Genomic DNA, 24,057 nt, shown 5'->3' with positions numbered 1-24,057 from the left:
GCGGCCGCGAACCGTAACCATGGTTCTGGCGGTGGGTCGAGCAGCGGCGGTGGCTCCAGCAGTGGCGGTAGTTACTCAGGCAACGGAGTTGACGTTCCCTCGCACGGTTCGGTTGTCGATTACGCCATGTCGCGCATCGGTTGTCCGTACATATGGGCCGCTGAAGGCCCGAACGCGTTCGACTGCTCCGGACTCGTGCGCTGGGCTTATCTGCAGGTTGGTATTTCCCTTCCGCACCAAAGCGAGTCGCTATATAACTGCGCTTCCTGGCGCGGCCCCGTCTCTGAAGCACGCCCGGGCGATGTCCTTTGGCGTCACGGACATGTAGGTATCGCGGTAAACTACGGAGGAACTCATTACGTACATGCCCCTACGGAAGGAGCGTACGTACGCGACACGGATGACCTTTCGTGGTCGAGATTCACTCATTCATTGAGGTTCTAAGTTCCTCTCTATAAGATGCGCTCAACGCCCCCGTTTCTTCAAGGAGAAACGGGGGCGTTTTTTATGCTACAAAGGCAATAGCCGCATTAACAGGCTGGGAAAGCGTAGATTTATAGCATTAGGGCACGCACCTTGGTTCCCCTGCTCGCCTTCTCTGTGGCAAATTGGGATGACCTCATCTCCTGCAGAACGGGAAGCGCTCATCACATTTTGCCTCATAAACAAAAACGGCCCGCTGTCTGCACAGGGGCCGTTTCGCTCAATTGGCACTGAAGGCGCGCTACACGTCGAGATCCATGTAGGTATCGAATTCCTTCTCGATTTCCTCGGAAGGCTTCTTTGTGAGCAGCGAGACCACCACGATGGCGATGCAGGCGAACACGAATGCCGGCAAGAGCTCGTAGACGCCGAACCAACCGCCGAGGGGTTTCACCAGGTTATGCCACGCGAAGACCGACGCAGCGCCGACGAGCATGCCGGCGATACCGCCTTGCAGCGTCGTGCGCTTCCAGTACAGGGAGAACAACACGAGGGGGCCGAACGACGCACCGAAGCCCGCCCACGCGTAGGACACAACGTTGAAGATAGACGAGTTGGAGTCCATCGCGATGAAGATGCCGAACAAAAGCACGGCTGCCAAGGTGAAGCGGGCGACGATCATGACCTGGCGATCGGTCGCGTCGCGCTTGATCAGACCCTTGAAGATGTTCGTCGCGACCGCCGAACCGGAAATGAGCAGATAGGAAGACGAGGAGCTCATCGCCGCAGCGAAGATGCCCGAAACGACGAGGCCGCAGGCGAAGGACGGCAGAATCATGCGCGAGAGCACGACGAAGACGTTTTCCGCGGCAGACTGCGTGAGGAACTCCGTCGGGATGACGGCGCGCCCGATAAGGCCGATGCACACCGCACTCGAAAGCGACACCACAAGCCAGATCATCGCGATGATGCGGGACTTCTTGATTTCATCGGAATGACGCACGCTCATGAAGCGCACGAGCACCTGGGGCATACCGAAGTATCCCAGGCCCCACGCGAGACCCGACACGATGGTAATCAGCCCGTACTCCCCTGCCGCTCCGAACAGCGGCGCGCCGTTCTCGATGACTTGGTTGCCCGCCGCGTCGAGAATAGGGGTTGCAATCTGCGTACCCGAAAGGAATCCGGGAATATCCTGCAGGAAAGCGACCGTGTTCTCGACGCCGCCCGCCTGCGCGACGCTGCCGATGAACACCGTGGCGAGCGCGAAGAACATGAGCGTGCCCTGGATGAGGTCGGTCGTGCAGACGGAGAGATATCCGCCGACGAACGTGTAGAGGAACACGATGATGGCACCGAGCACCATCATCGTCGCGTAGTCGAGCCCGAAGAGCGTCGAGAACAGCTTACCGCAAGTCACAAAGCAGCTTCCCGTGTAAATCGAGAAGAAGACGAGCGTGATGATGGCCGCAATCGTCATGAGGATATGCTTGTTGTCGTGGAAGCGGTTCGAGAAGAAGTCGGGGACGGTGATGGAGTTGTTCGCCACTTCGGAGTACTTGCGCAGACGCTTCGCCACGAACTTCCAATTGAGATACGTGCCGATCGCAAGGCCGATTGCCGTCCACATGGCGTCCGACGCGCCCGTGAAGTACGCGACGCCGGGAAGGCCCATGAGCAGCCATCCGGACATGTCCGACGCTTCCGCGGAAAGCGCCGTGAGCCACGGGCCGAGCCCGCGACCGCCGAGGAAGTACGCCTCGCTTGAGGCGTTCGACTTCTTCGCATAGACGAAGCCGACGAGCACAACGACGATGAAGTACAGAAGCATCGCCAGGAGTACCCAAAAATCACCAGTAACCATTTTCATCCCTCTCGATAGTCGAATAGGCGAATTATACGGCATACTTTTCCCGACTAAAGTAATATTTCGGTCGCTGTGTGAACGATTCACGAAACGGCGGCCCTTTCGCTTTCTTTAGTTAAGAGCACGAAAGGGTGTTTGAGTGGTGTCGATACCTGCGATACGCGAGGATGCCGAGGATTTCTCGCAATTGAAACTTGTCGCATCGCGCGTGCAAACGTAATATCAAGGGCGGCAAGATTCGCGGCGTATCGCACGTTTCGCCGCACACGGCAAAGGATGAGAAATGGCTGCATTCGAACAAATGGATCGCGCGGAGCTCCAAAGCGAGCTCGATCGATTGAAAGAAGAGTACGCGCAGTTCAAAGCAAAGGGTCTTTCACTCAATATGGCTCGCGGCAAACCGAGCGCAGAGCAGCTCGATTTGAGCCTGCCCCTGCTCTCCTGCATTTCAAGCGCGCAGGATTGCATCGCCGAGGACGGCACCGACTGTCGCAACTACGGCGTGCTCGACGGTCTTCCCGAGGCGAAGCGCCTGATGGCAGCGATGCTCGATGATGTACCGGAAAATGTGATCGTCGGCGGAAACTCGAGCCTGACGCTCATGGGCAATGCCGTCGCTCGATGCCTCGACTTCGGCACACTCGGCAGCAAACCCTGGGCGCAGTACCCCGGCATCAAATGGATTTGCCCCGTTCCCGGTTACGACCGCCACTTCGGCATCACGGAATCGTTCGGCATCGAGATGATTCCCGTGAAGATGGACGAAAACGGCCCCGATATGGATGAGATCGAGAGAATTGTCGCCAAGGACGAGACTGTGAAGGGCATCTGGTGCGTCCCCAAGTACTCCAACCCTGGGGGCGTCACCTATTCCAAGGAAGTCGTTCGTCGCTTGGCGGCCATGCCCTGCGCTGCTGACGATTTCCGCATCTTCTGGGACAACGCCTACAGCGTCCATCACCTGAACCCGTTCAAGGCCGACCAGGACCAACTCCTCGACATCGCCGAGGCATGCCGCGAGGCGGGCAACCCCGACCGTTACTTCAAGTTCGCGTCTACGTCGAAGGTCACGCTTCCCGGAGCCGGCATCTCTGCCATCGCCGCGAGCCCCGACAATATCGCTGAGATCAAGAAGCGCATGGCCACGACCGTCATCAGCTACGATAAGCTCAACCAGCTTCGCCATGTGAGGTTTTTGAAGAACGCCGACGGCATCGCTGCCCACATGGAGAAGCATGCCGATATCCTGCGCCCGAAGTTCACGCTCGTCGAAAACGAGCTCACCATGGGCCTTTCCGAAGTCGGCGGATGCACATGGACCAAGCCGCGCGGCGGATACTTCGTGTCCTTCGATGCACCTGAGGGGTGTGCAAAGCGCATCGTGCAGCTCGCGAAGGAAGCAGGCGTCACGATGACAGACGCTGGCGCGACCTGGCCGTACAAGCACGACCCCTACGACAGCAACATTCGCATCGCGCCCACGCTTCCCCCGCTCTACGAGCTTCGCGAGGCGCTCAATGTGTTCGTCTGCTGCGTGAAGATCGCTTACGCGGAGAAGCTGCTCGCGTAGCGCGCAAGTATCTCCCCTTCGATTGTCGGAAGGTCAGCTGCGGAAAAGGTGTAGTTCACCTGCTGCGGCTGGCCTTCTTTGGTATCGTCGGGCTGCTCCACGCGCACGAATGCGAACTCCGTGGATGCATAGCCTTGCATGAGCAGGGCATACGCGTAGCAAAGCGCCTGAAGTCGATGCTTTTCGTGCAACTGTGCCGGCGTTTCCCCTGGCGACCCGCCTGTTTTATAGTCTACGACGAGCGCTGTGCGACCGTCTTCCCCATCGGCGAGAAGGTCGATTTCCCCCTCCATGAAAGGCGCGTCGGCTCCGTGCCCCACGCGCACGAAGAAGGGAACTTCCGCGCGAAGGCGGGAAAATGTCACGACGCGTGCCGCAAGATCGCTTTTAAACCATCGCGCAAGCGCTTCGGTGAGGCGAATGCGCTGCAAGTCGGAAAGCCCACAATGGCGAGCGAGCGCATCAACGTGCGATTTGTCGGGGCAGACGAGGGCGGCGTTCTCGGTATGGGTGCATACTGCCTGCTGGGCAAGCCTGTGGAAGGCGGTGCCCAAGTCCGTCGCCTTGTCGGCGTCTCCCGAAAGCGAAGCTCGAATCGCGGTCCACGCCGTCTCGTCCGCCTCCGAAAAACCAGGCTCTTCGACGGGCGGCACTTTCGGCAATGCGAACTCTTCCTCGGGCGAGCTGACTTCAGCCTTGCCCGATGAGCTGTGAGCGATCGACGAATAGCTGAACACATCGGCACGGGACGCAGGCCACGCCTGTGCCGACAGCTCACAGTAGGGCAAGACCTCGGGAACCGCGATAGCTTGACGCGCTAAGTTGGATCCGTCCTCAAGCGAGCACACTTCTTCTTCTTCTTGATTTGCCGCTTCATCGTTGTCTTCGGCGCCGACGCCTTCGGAATCACAGGGTTCTTCCGACTCAACAGCCAAGTCGATACGCTCAACGCGCGCAGGAGACTCGCCGCCAAAATCGAGAAGAGTCACGCCTGGCTCGAAGGCATTCCCCTCCCCGCACAGGGCGGACTCCACACTTCCCCATACGCTCTTTGCAAGGCCTGTCGGGTCGTCCTTTGTCGTCTTCCCGGCAATTGCGCAAATGATCGCTTCCTTTGCGCGGGTGAGCGCGACATAGAGAAGCCGACGCGTTTCCTCGGTTTCACCGAGATACTCATGCTGGCGAATCGCGCAGCGAACCTCCACGGGGCTGTGGTCGCCAGGGTTCTCGATCAGCTGCTGGTAGAACTCGTCGCCTTCGCTTCCCTCGAAAGGGTCCACCGACGTGCATTTCGCGATGAGCTGCGACTGCTTCGCGGTTAAGCGCGTTGCCGTCGCTCCCGCATCGAGCGAGAGGTAGGTTTTGCCATTGAGCGTGGTCCGCACCATTCGCGATGAGCGCACCTCGTCGGAGCGCAGCTCGGCCACCGCGACGATGGGGAATTCGAGGCCCTTGCTTGCGTGGACGGTCATGATGCGAACGAAATCGCCTGACTTCGAAGAAAGCGATCCCGGAGCCTCTTTCGCAATCTCGATATGCGCACGCAACTCGACTGCGGTCTGAGCGGGACCCGACCCTTTCTTGCGCTCGATATCGCGAGCAAGGCGGCATGCCTTGTAGACGTTTGCCGCGCGCGCAAGCCCTTCGGCGCCTTCGTCCTCGAGCCGGCGTAGCCAGCCAGAATCGACGAGAACGCCTTCCATAACCTCAGAGAGGGACTCGAGCCTCACACGGGATGCTGCCTTTTTCAGCGTTCTTACCGCAGCGCGGAGACCAGGCGCAAGCGATGCCTCGTCTTCAGCGGCGGCGCACACCGAGACACCGGAATCGAGCGAACGGCGGCGGGGAATGCCCCGCAGCTCGTCGAGGCCCGTCGAAAGGTCGATGAAGTCGTCTGCAGTGAGTGCGAAGATCTCACTCGAGAGCACCTCGAAAAGGGCTTCGGTATCTTTAGGGTTCGCAATGACCTCGGCGAGCCGCACCGCAAGGCGCACTTCCGGCGCGCGGCCGAATATGGATCCCCCTGAGACCACGCAGGAAAGACCCTGTTCGCGTATAGCGTCAGCATAAATGTCGGCACACCGCATGCTGCCAAGCAAGACCACCATGTCGCCCGCCGAATGACCCTCGTCGACAAGCTTCGCAAAACGTTGTGCGATCCGCTGCGCAACCGCGGCGCGCGCTGCGTCCGAGGCAACGCCTCGGGGATAGGTGGTGAGCTGCACCTCGATGCGCGGATCGGACCCCTGGTAGGGGCATTCGATGCGACCAGAATCGCGCGACGCGGAAAGCGACATAAACGAGCGTCCGAACACACTCGGCTGACTGAACACGCAGTCGACGAATGCGAGCACGTCACCATGGCTTCTGAAATTATCGGCAAGCTCTATAAGGCCTGCTTCGTTAGTGCTTGCCACCGATGCAAGGTGCCTATCGTAGACCGAGACGTCCGCCCCGCGGAAACGATAGATGCTCTGCTGCGCATCGCCAACCGTGCACAGGCGCTCGAAGTTCTTGCCCGCCATGCGCTTGATCATGTTCACCTGCAACTGATCGGTGTCTTGGAACTCGTCGACCATGATCAGCTTGAAGCGGTCAGCGTACTCGGCAGCGATTTCGGGGTGCTCGCTGAACATGCGCGACGCCATCGTGAGCAGGTCATCGTTGTCGAGCACGCCCGCCTCACGCTTGCGCCGGCGATACGCATCGAAGACACGACCTGATAAGTCGATCACCTCGCGCATACGCGGCTCGGCGAGGGCAAGGCGAGCTTCCATCATCAAGGAGAGATACCCTTGCGCCGCTTCGGTTGCGTACTCTTTGTATTCAGGCGTGCCGAACGCACGACTGGGAACCGGAAATGCGTTGAATAGCTCTAAGACCTGCTCAGGCGATGGTTCCGCACCCTGCTCCTGCGCGTCCTCGAGCCCCTCGAGCGCACGGGCCGTACCGTCGAGGAACGCATCACGGGTCTTTCCCGGCTTTTGGGCCTCGCACACCGCCGTGATATCGCCCGCCAAAGACGCCATGCGCACCATAAGCTTGTGGGGCGATGCCGCCGACGGCGCCGGCACGATGGACGCCATCCCTTCGGGGCTCGATTGCGCAGCAACGACGATGTCGCGCACCATGCCTTCAACGCTTGCGGCGGACATCGACCCCGCCTGACGAGCTGCATACTCCGTGAATAGCGCATCATAGTCGCCCGGCGAGATGATGTCGTTTTCAGAGCCGAGCACCTCCTCGAGCGAGGCATCGAGCATATCGTTCGCGGCCGCCTCATCCGCCACCGTGAAATCGGGGGCGATTCCCAAGTCGAGCGCATGGGCACGCAGCATGCGGGCGCAGGCACCATGAATGGTTGAAATCCAAGCGGAGTCGACGAGAAGCGCCTGGTCAGTCCGCCCGCAGGCCTTGAGCGCGCCCTTCACGCGCGACTTGATCTCGCCCGCCGCCTTCGAGGTGAACGTAATCGCGAGCACCTCGTCGATGCCGGAAGCGAACCCGCATTCGAGCGAATGAACGATGCGGCGGGTAAGCGTGAACGTCTTTCCGCTGCCCGCACCGGCAGACACCGCCACGGGGCCCACGAGCGTATCGACGCATTGTTTCTGTCCAGGAGTGAGAGCCATATGCTATGCCCTTCTTTCTGCGCATGAGAGCACTGGGCACCAGGTGCATGCATGAGGGCTTGAAGGATCAGGGCGTACGTCGCCTGAAAGCATGCGCTCGACACCGCGGGCAATCGCCTCTTCGGTCCTGTCGAGCAGGTCGGCAAACGACTCACCATCCCGCGGCGCGAACTCGCATTTGTCGTGACGCATGGAAGGAAGGTGCGGCGACTCGAGTACGGTAGCGTCATAGGCTCCGGTAACGGCGCACCTCTTTCCGTAGCAAACATAGAGCGCACCGACAGGGTTAAGCCCGAGCATTCGACGGGCCACCTGAGCATAGATGAGCGTCTGCACCTTGCCAAGCCTTCCCTCTTCGCGCACGGCAAGCTCGTGTTCTGGGGAAACCGACGCCTTGTAGTCGAGCACCACGGCGTGCCCCTCATCGTCGACATCGATGCGGTCCGCCGTTCCAACGAGCAGATGACCTGCGTATTCTGCCGTTGCGCCTTCCGCAATGTTGTATTCCAGATATGCAGGGTGGAATGCCGGCAGAAGTTCGGCCTCGTAATCGAGGTAGTCGAGCAGCTTGCGCTTGAGGGAATCCACGTCGCGCCGTTCGAGCTCCGTCGTGGGAACGAGGCGGTTGTCCGAAGGCTTCAGGTCGTATTGGTGCGATTCGTGCCGATCGAGCACATCGCGCATGATGGCACGGGCAGAATCAATCGTTTCGCGCGTCACCTTGGGTGCGACCTCTTCTTGGAAATGGGTGTAGAAGCTCTTGAGCGCGCTGTGGGCGAAATCGCCCATCTGCAGCGGGCCGAATCCCTCGTCGATCCCTTCGAGACGCAAGCGGCGCTGGGCGAACCACTTGTACGGGCACTCCAGATAGCTTTCGATCTGCGAGGGAGAGAGGCACGGCTCGTCGACCACCTGGCCCGCCACTACGCGCGGCAACACGACAAGCGGACGCTTCGAAGCCGACACCTCGCCGGACACGGGAAGCTCGACCGTCTCGCATGGCAGGTCACCGCCCGCCATGACGGCATTCTCGACAAGGGTCTCCTCCCCGCGCTCGACGATCCCCTCCTGCAAACAAGCGGGCAACATGAAGGGATTCTTGATGTCGTCGGTTGCAGACGGATCCTCGCGATAGCAGTCGATGAATTCCTCGAGGACGGCGGCGGGGTACGTCGGGTCGGCATTCTCGTCGTTGAGGCAACGAACAACAAGGAACGTCTTGCGGGGCGCCGCCAACAGGGCTGTAAACGATCGGCGCATACGAGAGAGCGCATCGTCGTCTGGGAAGATTCCCAGCTTGGCGAGAAGCGTCGTCGCCGCATCGTCGGAGTCGGAAGCGGGGAACGCGGCGCTCGTGAGATCGCATGCAACGGCAATGTCGCAGGATGCGGAGGGGAAAGACATCGCATGTCGATAGTCCGCGAACACGACGTCGGCAGGCAGGACCGCAAGATCGCCGCCGTAAGAGCGCCCGTCATCGCCCACACCCAACGAGCGCGAAACGTCGACGCTCGAATGGGCCAGAAGATCGACGACCCCTTCCATATCGAGATCGGCGAGACGTCCCGCCGAGGCAGCGTCCCGCAGCGACGCCATCGCCGCAAGCTGCTCACGGCGCCAGGCTTCGGGCCTTTTGACCATCGAGCGCACCGCGTCCTCGAGCTCGCCGAGCAATATGTCGGCGTCTCGGTCGGTCGCGATGTCCTCCATCGCCTCGAACAGGCGGCTCTTCTCGCGCAGCGACGCCGTTATCGACTCGCGATCGATAAGCCGGTTGCCGCGGATCTGCGCATCGATAGAATAAGCGCCCTCGACAGAGAACCCCGAGAAGGGCGAGAGCAGATAATCTGCAAGATCGCCCGAGCGCCAGGCATCGGACACGAGAAAGCGCCGAAGCGAGAGCATTGCGCGCCCGAAGTCAGTCTGGGCAAAGGAAACGCCTGCGCGAACGGCGCACGAAAGCCCCGCCTCCGCAAGCGCGGGCGCAAGCTTCTCGAACAGGGAAAGGGGCTCCTTAGAAGCGACGAGCGCACCTTCGCGCCCTTCGCCGCAAAGGATATCGCGCAAAGTCGCCGGCTCGGCATAGCTTCCCGAGGGGAAGGCGAACCTCACGAGAACGCCCTCGGGTGCACGGTGAATCCCTCCCCCGCCAGGTGCCAAGCGAACCTTGTAGCTGATAAGCGGACACGCCTCGAGGAATGCCCGCTGTTGCGCCGACAAGGGCGAAGAGCACTCGACGAGCAGGCGCAAGGGCCGCGACGGCATAGCGTCTGGAAGTATCTTGAGCGCTTCCCCCACAAGCACGCGACCGGTGTCGCACAGTGCATCGCGCACGTCGGCGCACAGGCGCAGCACGCGCGCCTGCGCGAAAGTGACCCCGCAATCCTCACCGCGCTTCGCACGGGCGCACACTTTGTCGAAGGCTGGTATTCCCGCGCTTTGAAGGCAGGCCGTCACCACACGGGCGCAGCCTGCCGCAGCCGAGTCCTTCGAGCACAGCGACACGGAGAGCGCTTCCACCTCGAGAGGACTCGCGATAACCCGGCCGTCGCCGAAAAGCTCCCAGAGGTCGGCAATCCAGGCGGGAAACGTGGCAACCGTCACCCCAAAAAGCGCATGGGGACCGGCCTCGGCAGCAACGCGCTTCCGATAGGAGAGCGCCTCGGCGTATGTCGGGAGCAGGACTACGTCGTATGAAGTATGTTCGTTCGTATTCATGGGTTCAGTATACACGAACATATGTACCAATTAAAGAAGTAGCCGAAGATTCTTGCCGTATTTCCCGCCAGACCGGCGGAACGCCCTATCCTCAACAAGCACGCCGGACGACAACACTGCGCGAAGGGTCGACCCGAGTCTCTATATCGCGGCTTCCGCAGTCGGGACACGTGCGCGAACCTTCGCCTGGCTTAAGCACGCGCCCGCAGGCGCCACAGACGAACAGGATGGCAGGAACGCTCACGCCGTTTCCCATCCTGAGCGACTGCGCTTTGATAACAACCTCGCTCGGAATCTTCATGGCAAGGCTCCTTACAATCCGAACAGGTGGTCGGCAGTGTCGCTCACGAAAGCATCCTCATCGAGCATCCAGCCGGCATCGGTCTTGACAAGCGAGAACATGATGAAAGCGTACTCGGAGCTCGCGTGCTCCTTCGCCGTCTCCGTTGCCGCAGCGACCTGCTGCTTTGTGGGAGTGCGCGAGCCCGTTGCGAGCGAGCGCGCTGCATCGTCAACCGCCGACACGAAGTTGTATGCCGGAACGCTCGTGCAGTCGGCGAACACGTCAGCAGTACCGTCGGTGTAGACGAAGACGTCGTCATCGCCGACCGTGCATGAAACCCCCTCGATGAACCAGCGTGCAAGCTCCTTCGAATCAATGCCCGCATCGTCAGCAGAGAACCCGAACATCTTGACGTATCTCGCATTTATCCCTTGAGCAATGCGGTCGACGATCTTCTCGTGCGAATCGAGCGACGCCAAAGCATCGCGCGCGGACGCAAGCGCCGCAGCCTCGTCGGCTTCATCGTTGGAGAAGCTGTTCATGGAACTAGAAGAGCCGTCCTGGCGCTCCGAGCCCGAGTCCTCAAACCAGCTCGAAGTATCGTCATCGATCGAATCGAAAACATCCCCCACGCAAGACGCCACACATCCTCCGACCTGGGAGAGCAGGATAAGAGCGATGATGATGCCGAATATGGAGCTAAGGCAGGACTTCTTCTTAGGGGCCCCTTCGGGCGAAGCGGGCTTGCCGCCTTCCGCCCTGACCGTCGCTTGGGGCTTTTTCATTCCCTTGCCGAACGCGTCCTTCGGCCGCCCCGACGTCGTGTGCGCGATGGTCTGGCGCAAGCGGTCGGAGACGCCTTTCGGGTGAGGATGCTCCTCCAAGAAGGGTGCCGCCGCAGGACGCCTTCCCGTTCCTGCGGGAGAAGCAGTGCGCGTCGACGAGCTTCCCGCCTGCGGAGATGCTCCCCTATCTGCACAGGATGCCTTCGAGGGCGAGCTCTTGCGAGCCTCCGAGGAACCCGCAGTCGCCTTAGCGGCGAGCTTCTTTTCGAGCTCGCGGCGACGAGCATCAATGCGCTCTTTCGCGGATACTTCCCGAACGTTAGGCGAAGCGTTGTCCGCGGACTTCCCTGGCCGCCCAGCAGGTGCCGCGGGAGCAGCCGGCTTCGCAGGAGAGGCAGGCACAGCGGGAGCCGCGGGAATACCGTAGCCCTTGTTGTTCTTGTCTGCCATGCACTCCCCTTTCGATTGCATTTATCGCATGAGAACCATTATACGGGACGCGCTTTGCCGCACGAAGCTGCGCACGACATTCTTACGTTGACATGCGAGCGGGCGCGGCTAAAGTGGCCCCCAACAAAGGACGGCCCAGCGCGTCTCCTGCGTGTAGTCCATCATGACGCCGCCGCCAGGGCGCTCCTTCACATGTTTGTCGAAGAACGCGTCGAACAGAGGACGCTCTTCGGGCTTTACGTCCGCCGCCTTGGCGAGAAATCCCTTGAGCTCCTCGGCGCTATCCGATTGCGGGACGCGCGGCACCTCGATGTAGCGAATCTCCGGAAAACGCCCGCTTCCCAGCAGATAGTTCAAAAGCACGGCGAAATCCCGCGCGAGCTGGGGCGGCGTGATCTCGCGACCTAAAGCGCGCTCCACGCGGGCATCGATCCACGGCACCTCGCCGCAAGCGGTGGTGACCACGACGCGGCTTTTCGCCTTTGACTCGAGCTTGGCGACGGCATCTTGGATGTCATGGGTTGTGAGAGAGCGCGACGAAATCGCCACGTCGGCCTGGGGAATGCCGTCCCAACTCTCCTGCCATGCGCGGCGGAAGATGGAGAAACGCTCCTCGACGCCAGCTTCGGCAACCGCCTGCCGCAGCTCCCCGAGCATCCCGTCCGAGAAATCGACTGCCACCACATCGTGGCCCTTTTTCGCCAACGGGACGCTGAGCACGCCGGGGCCGCAGCCCATATCGAGGATGCTCTCGCCCGGCGCGAGCGCGAGCAGCTCGGTAAGCTGTGCGAGATATCCGCTCCGCCGGTTCTTGTGAGCATAGTGAGGCGCCATCTGGTTCCAGCGCACCCTGAGCTCATCGAGGGTTTTGTCGGCGTTCTTGTCGACACTTCGATAGAAGTCGCACCATTCCTGGGCGGTGGGCATGCTCTGCAAAAGAGGCCTCCTCGTCGATGACTGGCCGCAGCGAAATCGCGCACAACGCAAGATCGGCGTGCGGAAGCTGCGGTCGAAAACGATAATCCTGTAGCGAATATGATACCTAATCGCGAAGCATTGCGCGCGGAAAGCCCGCAAGAAAGTGCTCCTGCCCGCGAGGCCTTCTTCTTGAGAATTGGGGTTTCGTGGACAGAAGGCATCAATGGGGGCGCGGCGCGCCACCTCGTTTTCCGTCCGTGCAAAATCCCACATAGCAAAGGAGGGCGCGGCCCCTTGCGAGAACCGCGCCCTCCCTATGCGCTTCGATATAAGACCTTCCGCCTCGTTAGTCCTCGGCGTAGAGCTCCTTCAGCTTCACCAGATGGTTGTAACGCTCGATCGCTGCTTCCTCGTTGCGCTCGAAGAGCTCGGCTGCACGCTCGGGGAACTCGCGCGTGAGTCGACTGTAGCGCGCCTCGTTCATGAGGAACTCCTGGTAGCCGCCAGCGGGCTCCTTGCAATCGAGGGTGAACTTCTTGCCCGCGGGCGCCGCCGGGTTGTAGCGGAAGAGGTTCCAGTACCCGCAGTCGACGGCCTTCTTCATCTCCTCCTGGCAGTTCTTCATGCCGCCCTTGATGGCATGCATCTCGCAAGGAGAGTAACCGATGATGAGCGACGGCCCCGGATACGCCTCGGCCTCGGCGATGGCCTTGATCGTCTGCGCCGGCTTCGCGCCCATGGCGACCTGCGCCACGTACACATAACCGTACTGCATGGCGATCTCGGCGAGGCTCTTCTTAGCGATGTTCTTGCCCGCCGCCGCGAACTGCGCAACCTGGCCGATGTTGGATGCCTTGGATGCCTGGCCGCCAGTGTTGGAGTACACCTCGGTGTCGAAGACGAACACGTTCACATCCTCGCCAGATGCAAGCACATGGTCGAGTCCGCCGTAGCCGATGTCGTACGCCCAGCCGTCGCCGCCGAAGATCCAGATGGATTTCTTGGCGAGGTAATCCTTGTTCGCGAGGATCTTGGCCGCAAGCGCTGCCGCCTCCCCTTCGCCTTCCGCAAGCTTCTCGAGCTCGACCGCATAAGCAGCAGAAGCATCCTTCGATGCCGCGGAGTCATCGCGCGCGTCAAGCCATGCCTGGGCTGCAGCAGCCGCGTCCTCGGGCACGCCGGCAGCAAGCAGCTGCTCGGTCTGCTCGATCACCATCTGGCGAACGGCGGTGTGACCCTGCAGCATGCCGAAGCCGTGCTCGGCGTTGTCCTCGAACAGCGAGTTCGCCCAAGCGGGACCGCGGCCTTCCTTGTTGACCGTATACGGCGAGGTCGCAGCGGGACCGCCCCAGATGGAGGAGCACCCGGTCGCGTTGGAGATGAACATGCGGTCGCCGAACAGCTGGGTGACGAGGCGCGCGTAGGAGGTCTCGGCGCAGCCCGCGCAGGAGCCGGAGAACTCAAGCAGCGGCTGCTTGAACTGGCTGCCCTTCACGGAGTTGTCCTGCACCTCGGGCTTGTCGGCAACCTCCGCCACGCAGTAGTCGAACACGTCCTGTTCGGCAAGCTCGCCCTCGGCACCGACCATGGAAAGCGAGTCGGTGGGGCACACGCCGACGCACACGCCGCAGCCCATGCAGTCGAGCGGCGAGATGGCGAGGGTGTAGCGGAAAGTGTCCTTGAGCTTGCCCTTCATGGGGATGGCCACAAGGTTCTCAGGCGCTGCGGCGATTTCCTCGTCGGTGAGCGCGTAGGGGCGAATCGTGGCGTGCGGGCACACGAACGAACACTGGTTGCACTGGATGCACGTGGAGGATTCCCACTTGGGAACGCTTACCGCAACGCCGCGCTTCTCGAACGCAGACGCACCTTGCTCGAACTGGCCGTCCTCGTGACCGACGAACGCGGAGACGGGCAGCGAGTCGCCGTCCATGCGGCCGACGGGCTCCATGATCTCACGCACCTGCTTGACGAGCTCGGACTTGCCCTCAAGCTCGGGGGCAGCTACGTCGCCTGCGGCGTCCGCCCAGTCGGCGGGAACGTCGATCTTCACGAACGCGGTCGCGCCGGCGTCGATCGCCTTGTGGTTCATGTCGACGACGGCCTGGCCCTTCTTCAGGTACGATTTCGTAGCCGCATCCTTCATGTATTGGATGGCCTCGGCCTGCGGGAGCACGCCGGCAAGCGTGAAGAACGCCGACTGCAGGATGGTGTTCGTACGCTTGCCCATGCCGATCTCGATGGCCAGGTCGATCGCGTTGATCGTGTAGAGCTGCACGTCGTTTTTCGCGATGTAGCGCTTGGCGTCGGCTGACAGGTGGTGCGCAAGCTCCTCGGGCGTCCACTGGCAGTTGATCATGAAGGTGCCGCCCGGCTTCACGTCCTTCACGATGGGGAAGTCCTTCGTGATGTAGCTGGGGTTGTGGCAAGCGACAAAGTCCGCCTTATTAATATAGTAGGGGCTGCGGATCGGGCTGTCGCCGAAGCGAAGATGCGAAATCGTCACGCCGCCCGTCTTCTTGGAGTCGTACTGGAAGTAGGCCTGCACGTACTTGTCGGTGTGGTCGCCGATGATCTTGATGGAGTTCTTGTTCGCGCCGACCGTGCCGTCGCCGCCCAAGCCCCAGAACTTGCACTCGATAGTCCCCGGCGCCGCGGTGTTCGGGCAGTTGGGGTCCTCAGGCAACGAAAGGTTGGTCACGTCGTCGACGATGCCGATGGTGAACTGGCGACGGGGCTCGTCTTTCGCGAGCTCGGAGAACACGGCGAACGCGGACGCGGGCGGGGTGTCCTTGCTGCCCAAGCCGTAGCGGCCACCGACAACGGTGATGCCCGAGCGGCCCTCGATGGCAAGCGCGTTCAGGACGTCCATGTACAAAGGCTCGCCCACGCTGCCCGGCTCCTTCGTGCGGTCGAGCACGGCGATCTTCTTCACCGTCTCGGGAAGAGCCTCCACGAACTTGCTCGTCACGAACGGACGGTACAGGCGCACCTTCACAAGGCCCACCTTCTCACCGTGGGCGTTGAGGTAGTCGATGACCTCCTCGGCCACGTCGCAGAACGAGCCCATGGCCACGATCACGCGGTCGGCGTCGGGCGCGCCGTAGTAGTTGAACAGCTCGTAGTTGGTGCCGAGCTTGGCGTTAATCTGGTGCATATAGTCCTCGACGATGGCGGGAAGCTCGTCGTAGAAAGAATTGCACGCCTCGCGGTGCTGGAAGAAGATGTCGCCGTTCTCGTGCGAGCCGCGCATGGAGGGGCGCTCGGGGTTGAGCGAGTGATCGCGGAACGCCTGCACCGCGTCCATGTCGCACATATCTGCCAGATCGGCGTAATCCCAGCATGCGACCTTCTGGACCTCATGCGAAGTGCGGAAGCCGTCGAAGAAGTTCAAAAACGGGACGCGCCCCTTGATGGCCGCGAGGTGCGCCACCGGAGCCAAGTCCATGATTTCCTGCACGTTGCCCTCGGCGAGCATGGCGAAGCCGGTTTGGCGGCAGGCCATGACATCGGAGTGGTCGCCGAAGATGTTCAGGGCCTGGGTTGCCACGGTGCGGGCGGAGACGTGCAAGACGCCAGGGAGCAGCTCGCCCGCCATCTTGTACATGTTGGGAATCATGAGGAGGAGGCCCTGGGATGCGGTGTAGGACGTGGTGAGAGCGCCCGCTGCGAGCGAGCCGTGCATCGTGCCCGAAGCGCCGCCTTCCGATTGCATCTCGCACACCTTCACGCGCGTGCCGAAGATGTTCTTCCTGCCCTGGGCGGACCACTGATCGACCAGGTCAGCCATGGGGCTCGACGGCGTAATGGGGTAAATTCCCGCCACCTCGGTGAACGCGTAGGAAACGTACGCGGCCGCGGAGTTGCCGTCCATCGACTTGAATTCTCGTGCCATGCTCACTCTCCTCAGATAATTACGGAAGGGCAAAGGCGCATGAGGCGTGCCCCCTGCGCCCTCGTGCACAATCTCGTCTGTTCTTGTAGACATTCAGGAATACTAGCAGCGCAATCGCACTCCACCCGCCTGCAGCGCGAAACGGCGCTTGCAAGGGTTGTTACGCTTCGGTAAATGGGCGCGGCGGGGCGCGCAGGAGAGCGCACGGGACGCCGGGAGGGATGTTTAGGGGACAGAAAGGGGCCTTAAAACCCCTTCGCCGCTGGTCAAACGTGACTGATTCGGTAACAGTACGCGGGATTGTCCCTCTCGGCGCAACGTTACAACTTTCGAACAAGATGCACGAAATCCTTTACTTTCCCTTTATTTATCAAGCAGTTTCGAAGATAATGTGAAGCGTTCGTGCGCAAAAGGAAGGCGCACGAGCGTACGGGGGTCGTCCCCGAACGATAAAAGTTGGAGGGTAATCCATGGAACAAGTGAAACTCACTCGTCGCTCCTTCGTTGCAGGCGCAACTGCCGCAGGCGCGCTCGCCGCGCTTTCGCTGACTGGCTGCGGTGGCGGATCGAGCGAGAAGAAGTCTGACGACGCGAAGTCAGACGGCACCGCCAAGGGCGGCGGCACCATCGTCGCTGCTTGCAGCTACAAGAACGCCAACTACAACCCCATCGGCGCAAGCTCCGCCCTCATGCTTCCCGCAATCCAGCACTGCCTCGAGGGCCTCTATGAGCTCAACTACTTCAGCGGCAAGACCGAAGCTGCCCTCGCAGCCGGCGAGCCGACGAAGGTTTCCGACACCGAGTACGAGGTCGCGCTTCGCCAGGGCGCCAAGTATTCCGACGGCACCGAAGTGACCGCCGACGACGTCGTCGCCGTGGTCGAGGCCAACAAGGCTAACGCAACCTATAAGGACATGCTCTCCTTCATCGACGAAGTAACCGCCAAGGACGCTTCTACGGTCTCCTTCAAGCTCGCCTACCCCTCGGTCGACAGCGACAGCCTGCTCAAAGAGCGCCTGTCCCTGTGCCGCGTGTTCCCGGCAAGCGAAATCACCAAGGAATCCATGCCCACCCCGCCGATCGGGTCGGGCGCTTGGGCATTCGGCGAGTGCAACGGCGAGGACGGCGGCGAGCTCAACTTCACGCCGAACGCCAACTACAACGGTGCAAAGCCGGCAAACGCTGACGCCATGCAGTGGCTCGTCCGCGTCGACAACACCGCTCGCGTGACCGCCCTTCAGGAAGGCACCGCCGTCGCTGGCGAGAACATCCCGTTCGCCAACAGCGACCAGCTCGTGAACGCCGGCGTCACCGTCGACAGCGTCAGCAGCTACGGCATCGGCTTCCTCATGTTCAACTGCCAGAAGGCGCCCTTCAACGACAAGCGCGTCCGTCAGGCTTTCTTCTACGCCATCGACTACGACAAGCTCATCTCCAACCAGCTCGGCGGCCAGGCGGAGACGCTGACGTCCTACCTGCCGAAGGACAACCCGGCATACCATGAGGCTTCCACCATCTATAAGTACGATCCCGAGAAGGCGAAGTCCCTGCTCAAGGAAGCGGGTCAGGAGAATCTCTCCTTCACGCTCCTCGTCATCGACAACTGGATCAAGGACCTCGCAGCTCAGATCCAGCAGGATCTCCAGGCAGTCGGCCTGACCTGCACGCTCGACGTCCAGGCTGCCCCCTACCCGGCGCTCGCTGCCAAGGAAGACAATTCCGTGCTCGACTACGACGTGTTCCTGGCCCCTGGCGACGTGTCCTGCTTCGGCACCAACGCCGACGTGCATCTGGCCTGGTTCTACGGCGAGAACACCGACTGGTGCCAGGGCCGTACCTGCTGGGCGAAGGCCGGCGACGGCAAGTGCACCGAGTTCAACCAGTACCTCGACGAGGCGCGCAAGGCCACCGATGCGGGCGCTCGCCAGGAAGCCTACAACAAGTGCTTCGACATCATCGCCGAGGAAGTGCCGCTGTACCCGCTGTTCCACAAGAAGGTTCTCACCGGCTACTGGGCAGACAAGATCGAAGGCTTCGAGCCCAGCCCGACCACCGGTCTGTACTTCCAGGACGCAAAGCTTAAGTAAGCTCGCCTAAATAACCTGCTTCCTTTTGCACGAAAGCCCGCCTCCCGAGGCGGGCTTTTTGTTGCGAAACAACCGCGAAACGCGGAAAGCGGGCATGCGCAACTATACTGGTTGCATTGCAGTCGAAAGAGGGAGGGAAGGTTTCGCATGAAGCGACTTTTTTCAGTGTACGGGGACTCCATCAGCACCTTCGAAGGGGTAACCCCCGATGGCTGGAGCATTTTCTATACGGGCGATCAGCGTGAGGCGACGGGAGTACAAACGCCTGCCGACACTTGGTGGATGCAGGTCATCAACCATTTCGGCGGCAAGCTTCTCGCGAATGCCGCCTGGTCGGGCTGCGTGTGCGAGGGCAACGTGTTTCCCCAAGGCGCGAGCGAGCGCCGTATCGCTGCGCTCGAGCGGGACGGGAAAGCGCCTGACGATATCCTCGTCTACATCGGCATCAACGACTACGGATGGGGGTCTGCCTACGCGCAGATCTGCGGCGGGTCGCCGAACGCGCCGGCCGAACTTGTGGCAAGCTGCCCCGACAAGGGGAAGGTCGCGGGACTCGCTCCCGACGATGCAGTCGAGAAGTTCGCGACGTCGTATCGCAGCATGCTTCGCACCATGCACGAGAAGTGGCCGAATGCGCACATCTGGGCGGCAACGCTTCTCCCTGGGCGCGTGAAGGGAGCGGAGAAGTCGACCTCACCTCGATGGTTTCGCGGCATCTGCGTCGACGAGTACAGCAAGGCCATCCTCGACGCCGCAGCTGACGAGCCCAACTGCACGCCCGTCGACGCAGCTGCCCTCGGCTTCGACTACGAGGCTATCGACGGCACGCATCCCACGAAGCGCGGCATGAAGCAACTTGCGGCGATGTACATAAAGGGAATGGAAGCCGCAGACGAGGCCCTTCCCCACACCCCCTACGAAGGAAGCGAGCTTCTCACCGACGACATGCGAACCGTCGAGTTCTGCACGAAGCCCTGCGTCGGATGCGAATTCGCGAAGGGCACGGGCAACAACTGGTGGCACGTTTGCGAGAAACAGCTGCAGTAACGCTATCAGTTTTATGCGCTTGCAATAAAAAACAGTCTTTGATAGGAAGCCGACCGTTATAATGCTAGGTTGGCAATTCTTGGGCGCGGCACCGCTCGGAGAGGTGCCGAACATTTTTAAGGGTGCTCTCACGAGCAGAAATCGAAAGGAGGGGACAAGTGAATAACCTGTTGCGATTGATTGGCAACCGCCTGATTTGGCTGCCCATCATGATCTTCGGTGTCACCGTTCTCGTCTTCTTCCTGATGTCGTTATCACCCATCGATCAGGCGTACTCAGCCCTGGGCGAAAACGCGTCAGCGGAACAACTCGCACTTTACCGCGAGCAACACGGCCTCGACGACCCCGTCGTCGTGCAGTACTGCAACTACATGGTGGGTTTCTTCCATGGCGACCTGGGAACCTTCGGCCCCGCGAACCAATCCGTCGCAGGCCGCATCGCGACCGCGCTGCCCATTACGCTGCAGCTGGGCTTCTTCGGCTTCATCATCGCGATCATCGCGAGCACGATTTTGGGCGTCATCTCGGCGCTCTATCGCGATCGCTGGCCTGACCAGGTCATCCGCATCTTCTCGATCGCCTGCATCGCCACCCCGTCGTTCTGGCTCGCCGTGCTGTTCATCCTTCTGTTCTCCTCAATGCTGCACGTGCTGCCTGCTTCCGGTGCGCTCCCTGCGCTCACAGAGAACCCGGGCGGCTGGCTTGCCCGCATGGCAATGCCCGGCATCGCGCTTGCCGTTCCCTTGACCGGCCAGATGACGCGCATCATCCGCACGTCGATGGTCGAGGAGCTCGACAAGGACTACGTGCGCACCGCCCGCGGCTTCGGCATCCCCTACGGCACCGTCGTCGCACGCAACGTGCTCCGCAATGCGCTCATCACGCCGGTCACCGTGCTCGGTCTGAAGTTCGGCTACATGATCGGCGGCGCTGTGGTCTTGGAGGTCATCTTCTCGCTTCCCGGCATGGGCATGGCCATCCTTTCGGGCGTCACGTCGAACTACGTTATGCTCGTCCAGGGTGTCGTCCTCGTCGTTGCCATCACCTTCATCATCGTCAACGTGATCGTCGACATGCTCTATATCCTTATCGATCCGCGAATCAGGACGGTGTAGCACCATGGCTCAACTTCGTGGCAACCTCACTAAGAAGATGGAGGCCGGCGCCGGCAAAGTGCGCTTCCGCCGTTGGAAGAACATGACGATTGGCGCGCGCATCTCGCTTGTCGTGCTCATCGCGATCATCGCCATCGCCATCCTCGCCAACTTCATCGCTCCCTATGATCCCTATGCGATCTACACCTCGTTCACCGCGCCTAACGGCGAACACCTCTTTGGCACCGACGACAAGGGGCGCGACGTTTTGTCCCGCCTGATGTGTGGCGCCAAGTACTCGCTCACCATCGGCCTGGGCGCCACGGCGTTCGCGCTCGTGGTCGGCTCCATCATCGGCGCCATCGCCGCCGTTGTGCGCCAGCGCATCTCCAATATCATCATGCGCATCTTGGACATCATCATGTCCTTCCCCGGCATCGCTCTCGCTGCGACCTTCATCGTCGTGTTCGGCAACAGCGTGCCCTCGCTCATCTTCGCCATCGGCTTTCTCTACATCCCGCAGATCGCCCGCATCGTGCGCGCGAACGTGATGAGCGAATACAACCAGGATTACGTGCGCGCCGTCGTCGTCTCCGGCGCCCGCGCCCCCTGGATTCTCTGGAAGCACGTCGTGCGCAACTGCATCGCCCCGGTGCTCGTGTTCACCATCGTGCTTGTCGCTGATGCCATCGTGTTCGAGGCGTCGCTCTCCTTCATCTCCGCCGGCATCCCCGAGCCGACGCCGACGTGGGGCAATATCCTCGCCGACGCGCGCAACGGCGTGCTCGCCGGCCGCTGGTGGCAGGCGCTGTTCCCGGGCCTCATGATCATGATCACGGTGCTCTGCCTGAACATCGTCTCCGAGGGCATCACCGACGCGATCGCAGCGCCGAAGGCCGCCGTCAAGGTCGACGAGAACGATCTTAAGGGCAACCGCGAGGCCGACCGCATGGTCGCCGACCCGACGCTCGCCTACGCCGCCCAGGCCGAGATGCTCACCAAGCGCCTCGACGCACTGCGCGAGGTCGAGCTTGTGCGCACCGACCGCTTCGAAGCCCGCACCGACGTACCGCCGATCCTCGAAGTGAAGGACCTCTGCATCAAGTTCCCGCGTCATGGCGACGTGAACGTCGTCGACCACGTGAGCTTCGTCGTCCGCCCGCGCCAAACCATGGGCCTTGTGGGCGAATCCGGCTGCGGCAAGTCCATCACGAGCCTTACCGTCATGGGCCTGCTCGACAAGAAGGCGCAGATTTCCGGCGAAATCCTCTACGATGGCAAGAACCTGCTCACCCTCTCCGACAAGGAGATGAACGATCTGCGCGGCCGTGAAATCGCGATGATTTACCAGGACGCGCTTTCGAGCTTGAATCCGTCGATGCTGATCAAGGCGCAGATGAAGCAGCTCACCAAGCGCGGCGGCACCCGCAGCGCCGAGGAACTGCTGGAACTTGTGGGCCTCGACCCCAAGCGCACGCTCGACTCCTACCCGCATGAGCTCTCCGGCGGCCAGCGCCAGCGTGTGCTCATCGCCATGGCGCTCACGCGCGACCCGAAGCTCGTCATCGCAGACGAGCCGACGACCGCCCTCGACGTCACCGTGCAGAAGCAGGTTATCGACCTTCTGAACAAGCTTCAGCACGAGCTCGGCTTCGCGATGGTGTTCGTGAGCCACGACCTCGCACTCGTCGCCGAGGTCGCAAACTCGATCACCGTCATGTATGCAGGCCAGGTCGTGGAGCAGGGCCCCGTGAAGGACATCCTCACCAGCCCCGTTCACGAGTACACGCGCGGCCTTCTCGGCTCGGTGCTCTCCATCGAGGCCGGCGGCGACCGCCTGCACCAGGTGCCTGGCAGCGTTCCGTCCCCGAAGGACTTCCCCGAGGGTGACCGCTTCCGCCCGCGTTCGAGCCACCCGGACAAGATTTCGAACGTCCGCCCGATGCTCAAGCGCGTCAAGGGCACCGACCACTACTACGCCGAGCTTCCCGACAGCGAGCTGAAGCGCGTGGGAATCGAGCCCTACCTTACGGGAGGTGCAGAGTAAATGACCGAGAAGAACAATCAAGCGGCGGAAATCGCCGAAAAGGACCTTGTTGCCGCCGCGAGCGACACGGAGTCTGTGAACGATATTGAGACTGCGGAGGGCCGCGAGCTTATCACCGAACAGGAAGACGCGAAGGACGCAAATGCGCCTGCGAGCACTGTCGCTTCCGATGAGGACGGGGAAACCCCCATCATCTTCCTCGACGACGTGCATGTGGTCTTCAAGACGCGCACGGGATCGATCCTGCACCCGAACAAGGTGCACGCGGTGAACGGTCTCACTCTGAAGCTCATGCCGGGCGAGACGATTGGCATTGTCGGCGAGTCGGGTTGCGGCAAATCGACCACGGCAAACGTCATGTGCGGCCTGCAGACGCCTACGTCGGGGCACGTTTATTTCAAGGGAACCGACGTCACGAAGCGCACCGCTGCGCAGCGTCGCATCATCGGCCGCGTGATCTCAGTCGTGTTCCAGGACCCGGCGACCGCGCTGAACGCTCGCATGAGCGTGCGCGACCAGCTGACCGACCCGATGATCGTGCACAACGTGGGCGATGCGAAATCTCGCGAGGCCCGCGTGCATGAGCTCATCGAGATGGTGGGCCTGCCAGAGTCCGTTCTCGATGCGCTGCCCGGCCAAATGTCCGGCGGCCAGCGCCAGCGCGTGGCCATCGCTCGTGCACTGTCGCTCAATCCTGACGCCATCATCGCTGATGAGCCGACGTCCGCACTCGATGTTTCGGTTCGCGCGCAGATTCTGAACTTGCTTATGGACCTGAAGAAGCAGCTCGGCCTTGCCATGGTCTTCATCAGCCACGACATTCAGACAGTGCGCTATATCTCCGACCGCATCATCGTCATGAACCACGGTCAGGCAGTCGAGCGGGGAACCGCCGAAGAGGTGTTCAACCACCCCAAGGACGACTACACGCGCCTGCTTCTGGGTGCGGCTCCCTCGCTTCTCCACCCCAATCTTGGGAAAGAGTAAGCACTGGCCAGCATGAACGAAGGGCGACTCGCAAGGGTCGCCCTTTTTGTTTGCTAGAGACGGGAAATCCCAATCCAAAGGATGGACGTGGGGTGCATTCCGTGCTCAAACAGTCCTGCTCGCGCAAACAGCCCACTGGGCTGTTTGGCTCGTGCGGAACTGCGCGCGAAACGCACCCCACATCCATCGAGCGTCATATGGAGTTTCGTAAAACGTTCCTCCCTCTCCCCTTTTCGTGTGATGAAAAGCGCCCT

13 protein-coding genes are annotated in these 24,057 nt (G+C 61.4%); 7 read left to right on the top strand and 6 right to left on the bottom strand.

Translation table 11 applies throughout. From position 1 onward, the window contains the following. The first annotated feature begins 126 nt into the window (after positions 1-126). A complete protein-coding gene (locus ACMRQN_RS04300) occupies positions 127-444 on the top strand; it encodes a C40 family peptidase (protein WP_418733961.1) in 318 nt (105 codons plus the stop codon). A gap of 280 nt (positions 445-724) precedes the next feature. Here ACMRQN_RS04300 and putP read toward each other — a convergent pair whose 3' ends face one another. Further along, complete coding sequence (putP, locus tag ACMRQN_RS04295) at positions 725-2,287, bottom strand: sodium/proline symporter PutP (protein WP_418733959.1); 1,563 nt, start codon at positions 2,285-2,287, stop codon at positions 725-727. A 286-nt stretch (positions 2,288-2,573) separates the two neighbouring features. Between putP and ACMRQN_RS04290 the strand changes: the two genes are divergently transcribed. Further along, a complete protein-coding gene (locus tag ACMRQN_RS04290; protein WP_418733958.1) occupies positions 2,574-3,860 on the top strand; it encodes an aminotransferase class I/II-fold pyridoxal phosphate-dependent enzyme in 1,287 nt (428 codons plus the stop codon). Here the strand turns inward: ACMRQN_RS04290 and ACMRQN_RS04285 are convergent. The 5 genes from ACMRQN_RS04285 to nifJ form a co-directional block, all read right to left on the bottom strand. Next, positions 3,836-7,492, bottom strand: coding sequence for a UvrD-helicase domain-containing protein (locus ACMRQN_RS04285; RefSeq protein WP_418733957.1), 3,657 nt, complete (start codon positions 7,490-7,492; stop codon positions 3,836-3,838). The two genes, ACMRQN_RS04290 and ACMRQN_RS04285, sit on opposite strands and share 25 nt — an antisense overlap. 3 nt (positions 7,493-7,495) lie before the next feature. Beyond that, positions 7,496-10,210, bottom strand: coding sequence for a PD-(D/E)XK nuclease family protein (locus ACMRQN_RS04280; RefSeq protein WP_418733956.1), 2,715 nt, complete (start codon positions 10,208-10,210; stop codon positions 7,496-7,498). A gap of 312 nt (positions 10,211-10,522) precedes the next feature. Beyond that, a complete protein-coding gene (locus ACMRQN_RS04275; protein WP_418733955.1) occupies positions 10,523-11,728 on the bottom strand; it encodes a hypothetical protein in 1,206 nt (401 codons plus the stop codon). A gap of 108 nt (positions 11,729-11,836) precedes the next feature. Beyond that, positions 11,837-12,655: a class I SAM-dependent methyltransferase gene (locus ACMRQN_RS04270; RefSeq protein WP_418733960.1), complete on the bottom strand. Its 819-nt coding sequence runs from the start codon at positions 12,653-12,655 to the stop codon at positions 11,837-11,839. 337 nt (positions 12,656-12,992) lie between these two features. Next, positions 12,993-16,541: a pyruvate:ferredoxin (flavodoxin) oxidoreductase gene (nifJ, locus tag ACMRQN_RS04265; RefSeq protein WP_418733954.1), complete on the bottom strand. Its 3,549-nt coding sequence runs from the start codon at positions 16,539-16,541 to the stop codon at positions 12,993-12,995. Between the two features lie 470 nt (positions 16,542-17,011). Here nifJ and ACMRQN_RS04260 point away from each other — a divergent pair, with 470 nt between their 5' ends. The 5 genes from ACMRQN_RS04260 (at position 17,012) to ACMRQN_RS04240 (ending at position 23,803) form a co-directional block, all read left to right on the top strand. Then, the gene (locus ACMRQN_RS04260; RefSeq protein ID WP_418733953.1) at positions 17,012-18,628 is read left to right on the top strand and encodes an ABC transporter substrate-binding protein; all 1,617 of its coding nucleotides are present in this window, start codon (positions 17,012-17,014) and stop codon (positions 18,626-18,628) included. 147 nt (positions 18,629-18,775) lie between these two features. Next, positions 18,776-19,675 carry an SGNH/GDSL hydrolase family protein gene (locus ACMRQN_RS04255; RefSeq protein WP_418733952.1) on the top strand — a complete coding sequence of 300 codons (900 nt, stop codon included), beginning with the start codon at positions 18,776-18,778 and terminating at the stop codon, positions 19,673-19,675. A 158-nt stretch (positions 19,676-19,833) separates the two neighbouring features. Beyond that, on the top strand, positions 19,834-20,790 hold the full coding sequence (locus ACMRQN_RS04250) for an ABC transporter permease (RefSeq protein WP_418733951.1): 957 nt from the start codon (positions 19,834-19,836) through the stop codon (positions 20,788-20,790). 4 nt (positions 20,791-20,794) lie between these two features. After that, positions 20,795-22,816: a dipeptide/oligopeptide/nickel ABC transporter permease/ATP-binding protein gene (locus ACMRQN_RS04245; protein ID WP_418733950.1), complete on the top strand. Its 2,022-nt coding sequence runs from the start codon at positions 20,795-20,797 to the stop codon at positions 22,814-22,816. Next, positions 22,817-23,803, top strand: coding sequence for an ABC transporter ATP-binding protein (locus ACMRQN_RS04240; protein WP_418733949.1), 987 nt, complete (start codon positions 22,817-22,819; stop codon positions 23,801-23,803). Positions 23,804-24,057: the final 254 nt, after the last annotated feature.

The sequence above is a fragment of the Ellagibacter sp. genome (assembly GCF_048412355.1).
Classification (GTDB): domain Bacteria; phylum Actinomycetota; class Coriobacteriia; order Coriobacteriales; family Eggerthellaceae; genus Ellagibacter.
This window is presented reverse-complemented; position numbering and strand designations above follow the sequence as displayed.

Excerpts from the sequence above, each read along its gene's own strand:
- ACMRQN_RS04300 (WP_418733961.1), top strand. The coding sequence starts at position 127 with ATGTCGCGCATCGGTTGTCCGTACATATGGGCCGCTGAAGGCCCGAAC.
- putP (WP_418733959.1), bottom strand. The coding sequence starts at position 2,287 with ATGGTTACTGGTGATTTTTGGGTACTCCTGGCGATGCTTCTGTACTTC.
- ACMRQN_RS04290 (WP_418733958.1), top strand. The coding sequence starts at position 2,574 with ATGGCTGCATTCGAACAAATGGATCGCGCGGAGCTCCAAAGCGAGCTC.
- ACMRQN_RS04285 (WP_418733957.1), bottom strand. The coding sequence starts at position 7,492 with ATGGCTCTCACTCCTGGACAGAAACAATGCGTCGATACGCTCGTGGGC.
- ACMRQN_RS04280 (WP_418733956.1), bottom strand. The coding sequence starts at position 10,210 with ATGAATACGAACGAACATACTTCATACGACGTAGTCCTGCTCCCGACA.
- ACMRQN_RS04275 (WP_418733955.1), bottom strand. The coding sequence starts at position 11,728 with ATGGCAGACAAGAACAACAAGGGCTACGGTATTCCCGCGGCTCCCGCT.
- ACMRQN_RS04270 (WP_418733960.1), bottom strand. The coding sequence starts at position 12,655 with ATGCCCACCGCCCAGGAATGGTGCGACTTCTATCGAAGTGTCGACAAG.
- nifJ (WP_418733954.1), bottom strand. The coding sequence starts at position 16,541 with ATGGCACGAGAATTCAAGTCGATGGACGGCAACTCCGCGGCCGCGTAC.
- ACMRQN_RS04260 (WP_418733953.1), top strand. The coding sequence starts at position 17,012 with ATGGAACAAGTGAAACTCACTCGTCGCTCCTTCGTTGCAGGCGCAACT.
- ACMRQN_RS04255 (WP_418733952.1), top strand. The coding sequence starts at position 18,776 with ATGAAGCGACTTTTTTCAGTGTACGGGGACTCCATCAGCACCTTCGAA.
- ACMRQN_RS04245 (WP_418733950.1), top strand. The coding sequence starts at position 20,795 with ATGGCTCAACTTCGTGGCAACCTCACTAAGAAGATGGAGGCCGGCGCC.
- ACMRQN_RS04240 (WP_418733949.1), top strand. The coding sequence starts at position 22,817 with ATGACCGAGAAGAACAATCAAGCGGCGGAAATCGCCGAAAAGGACCTT.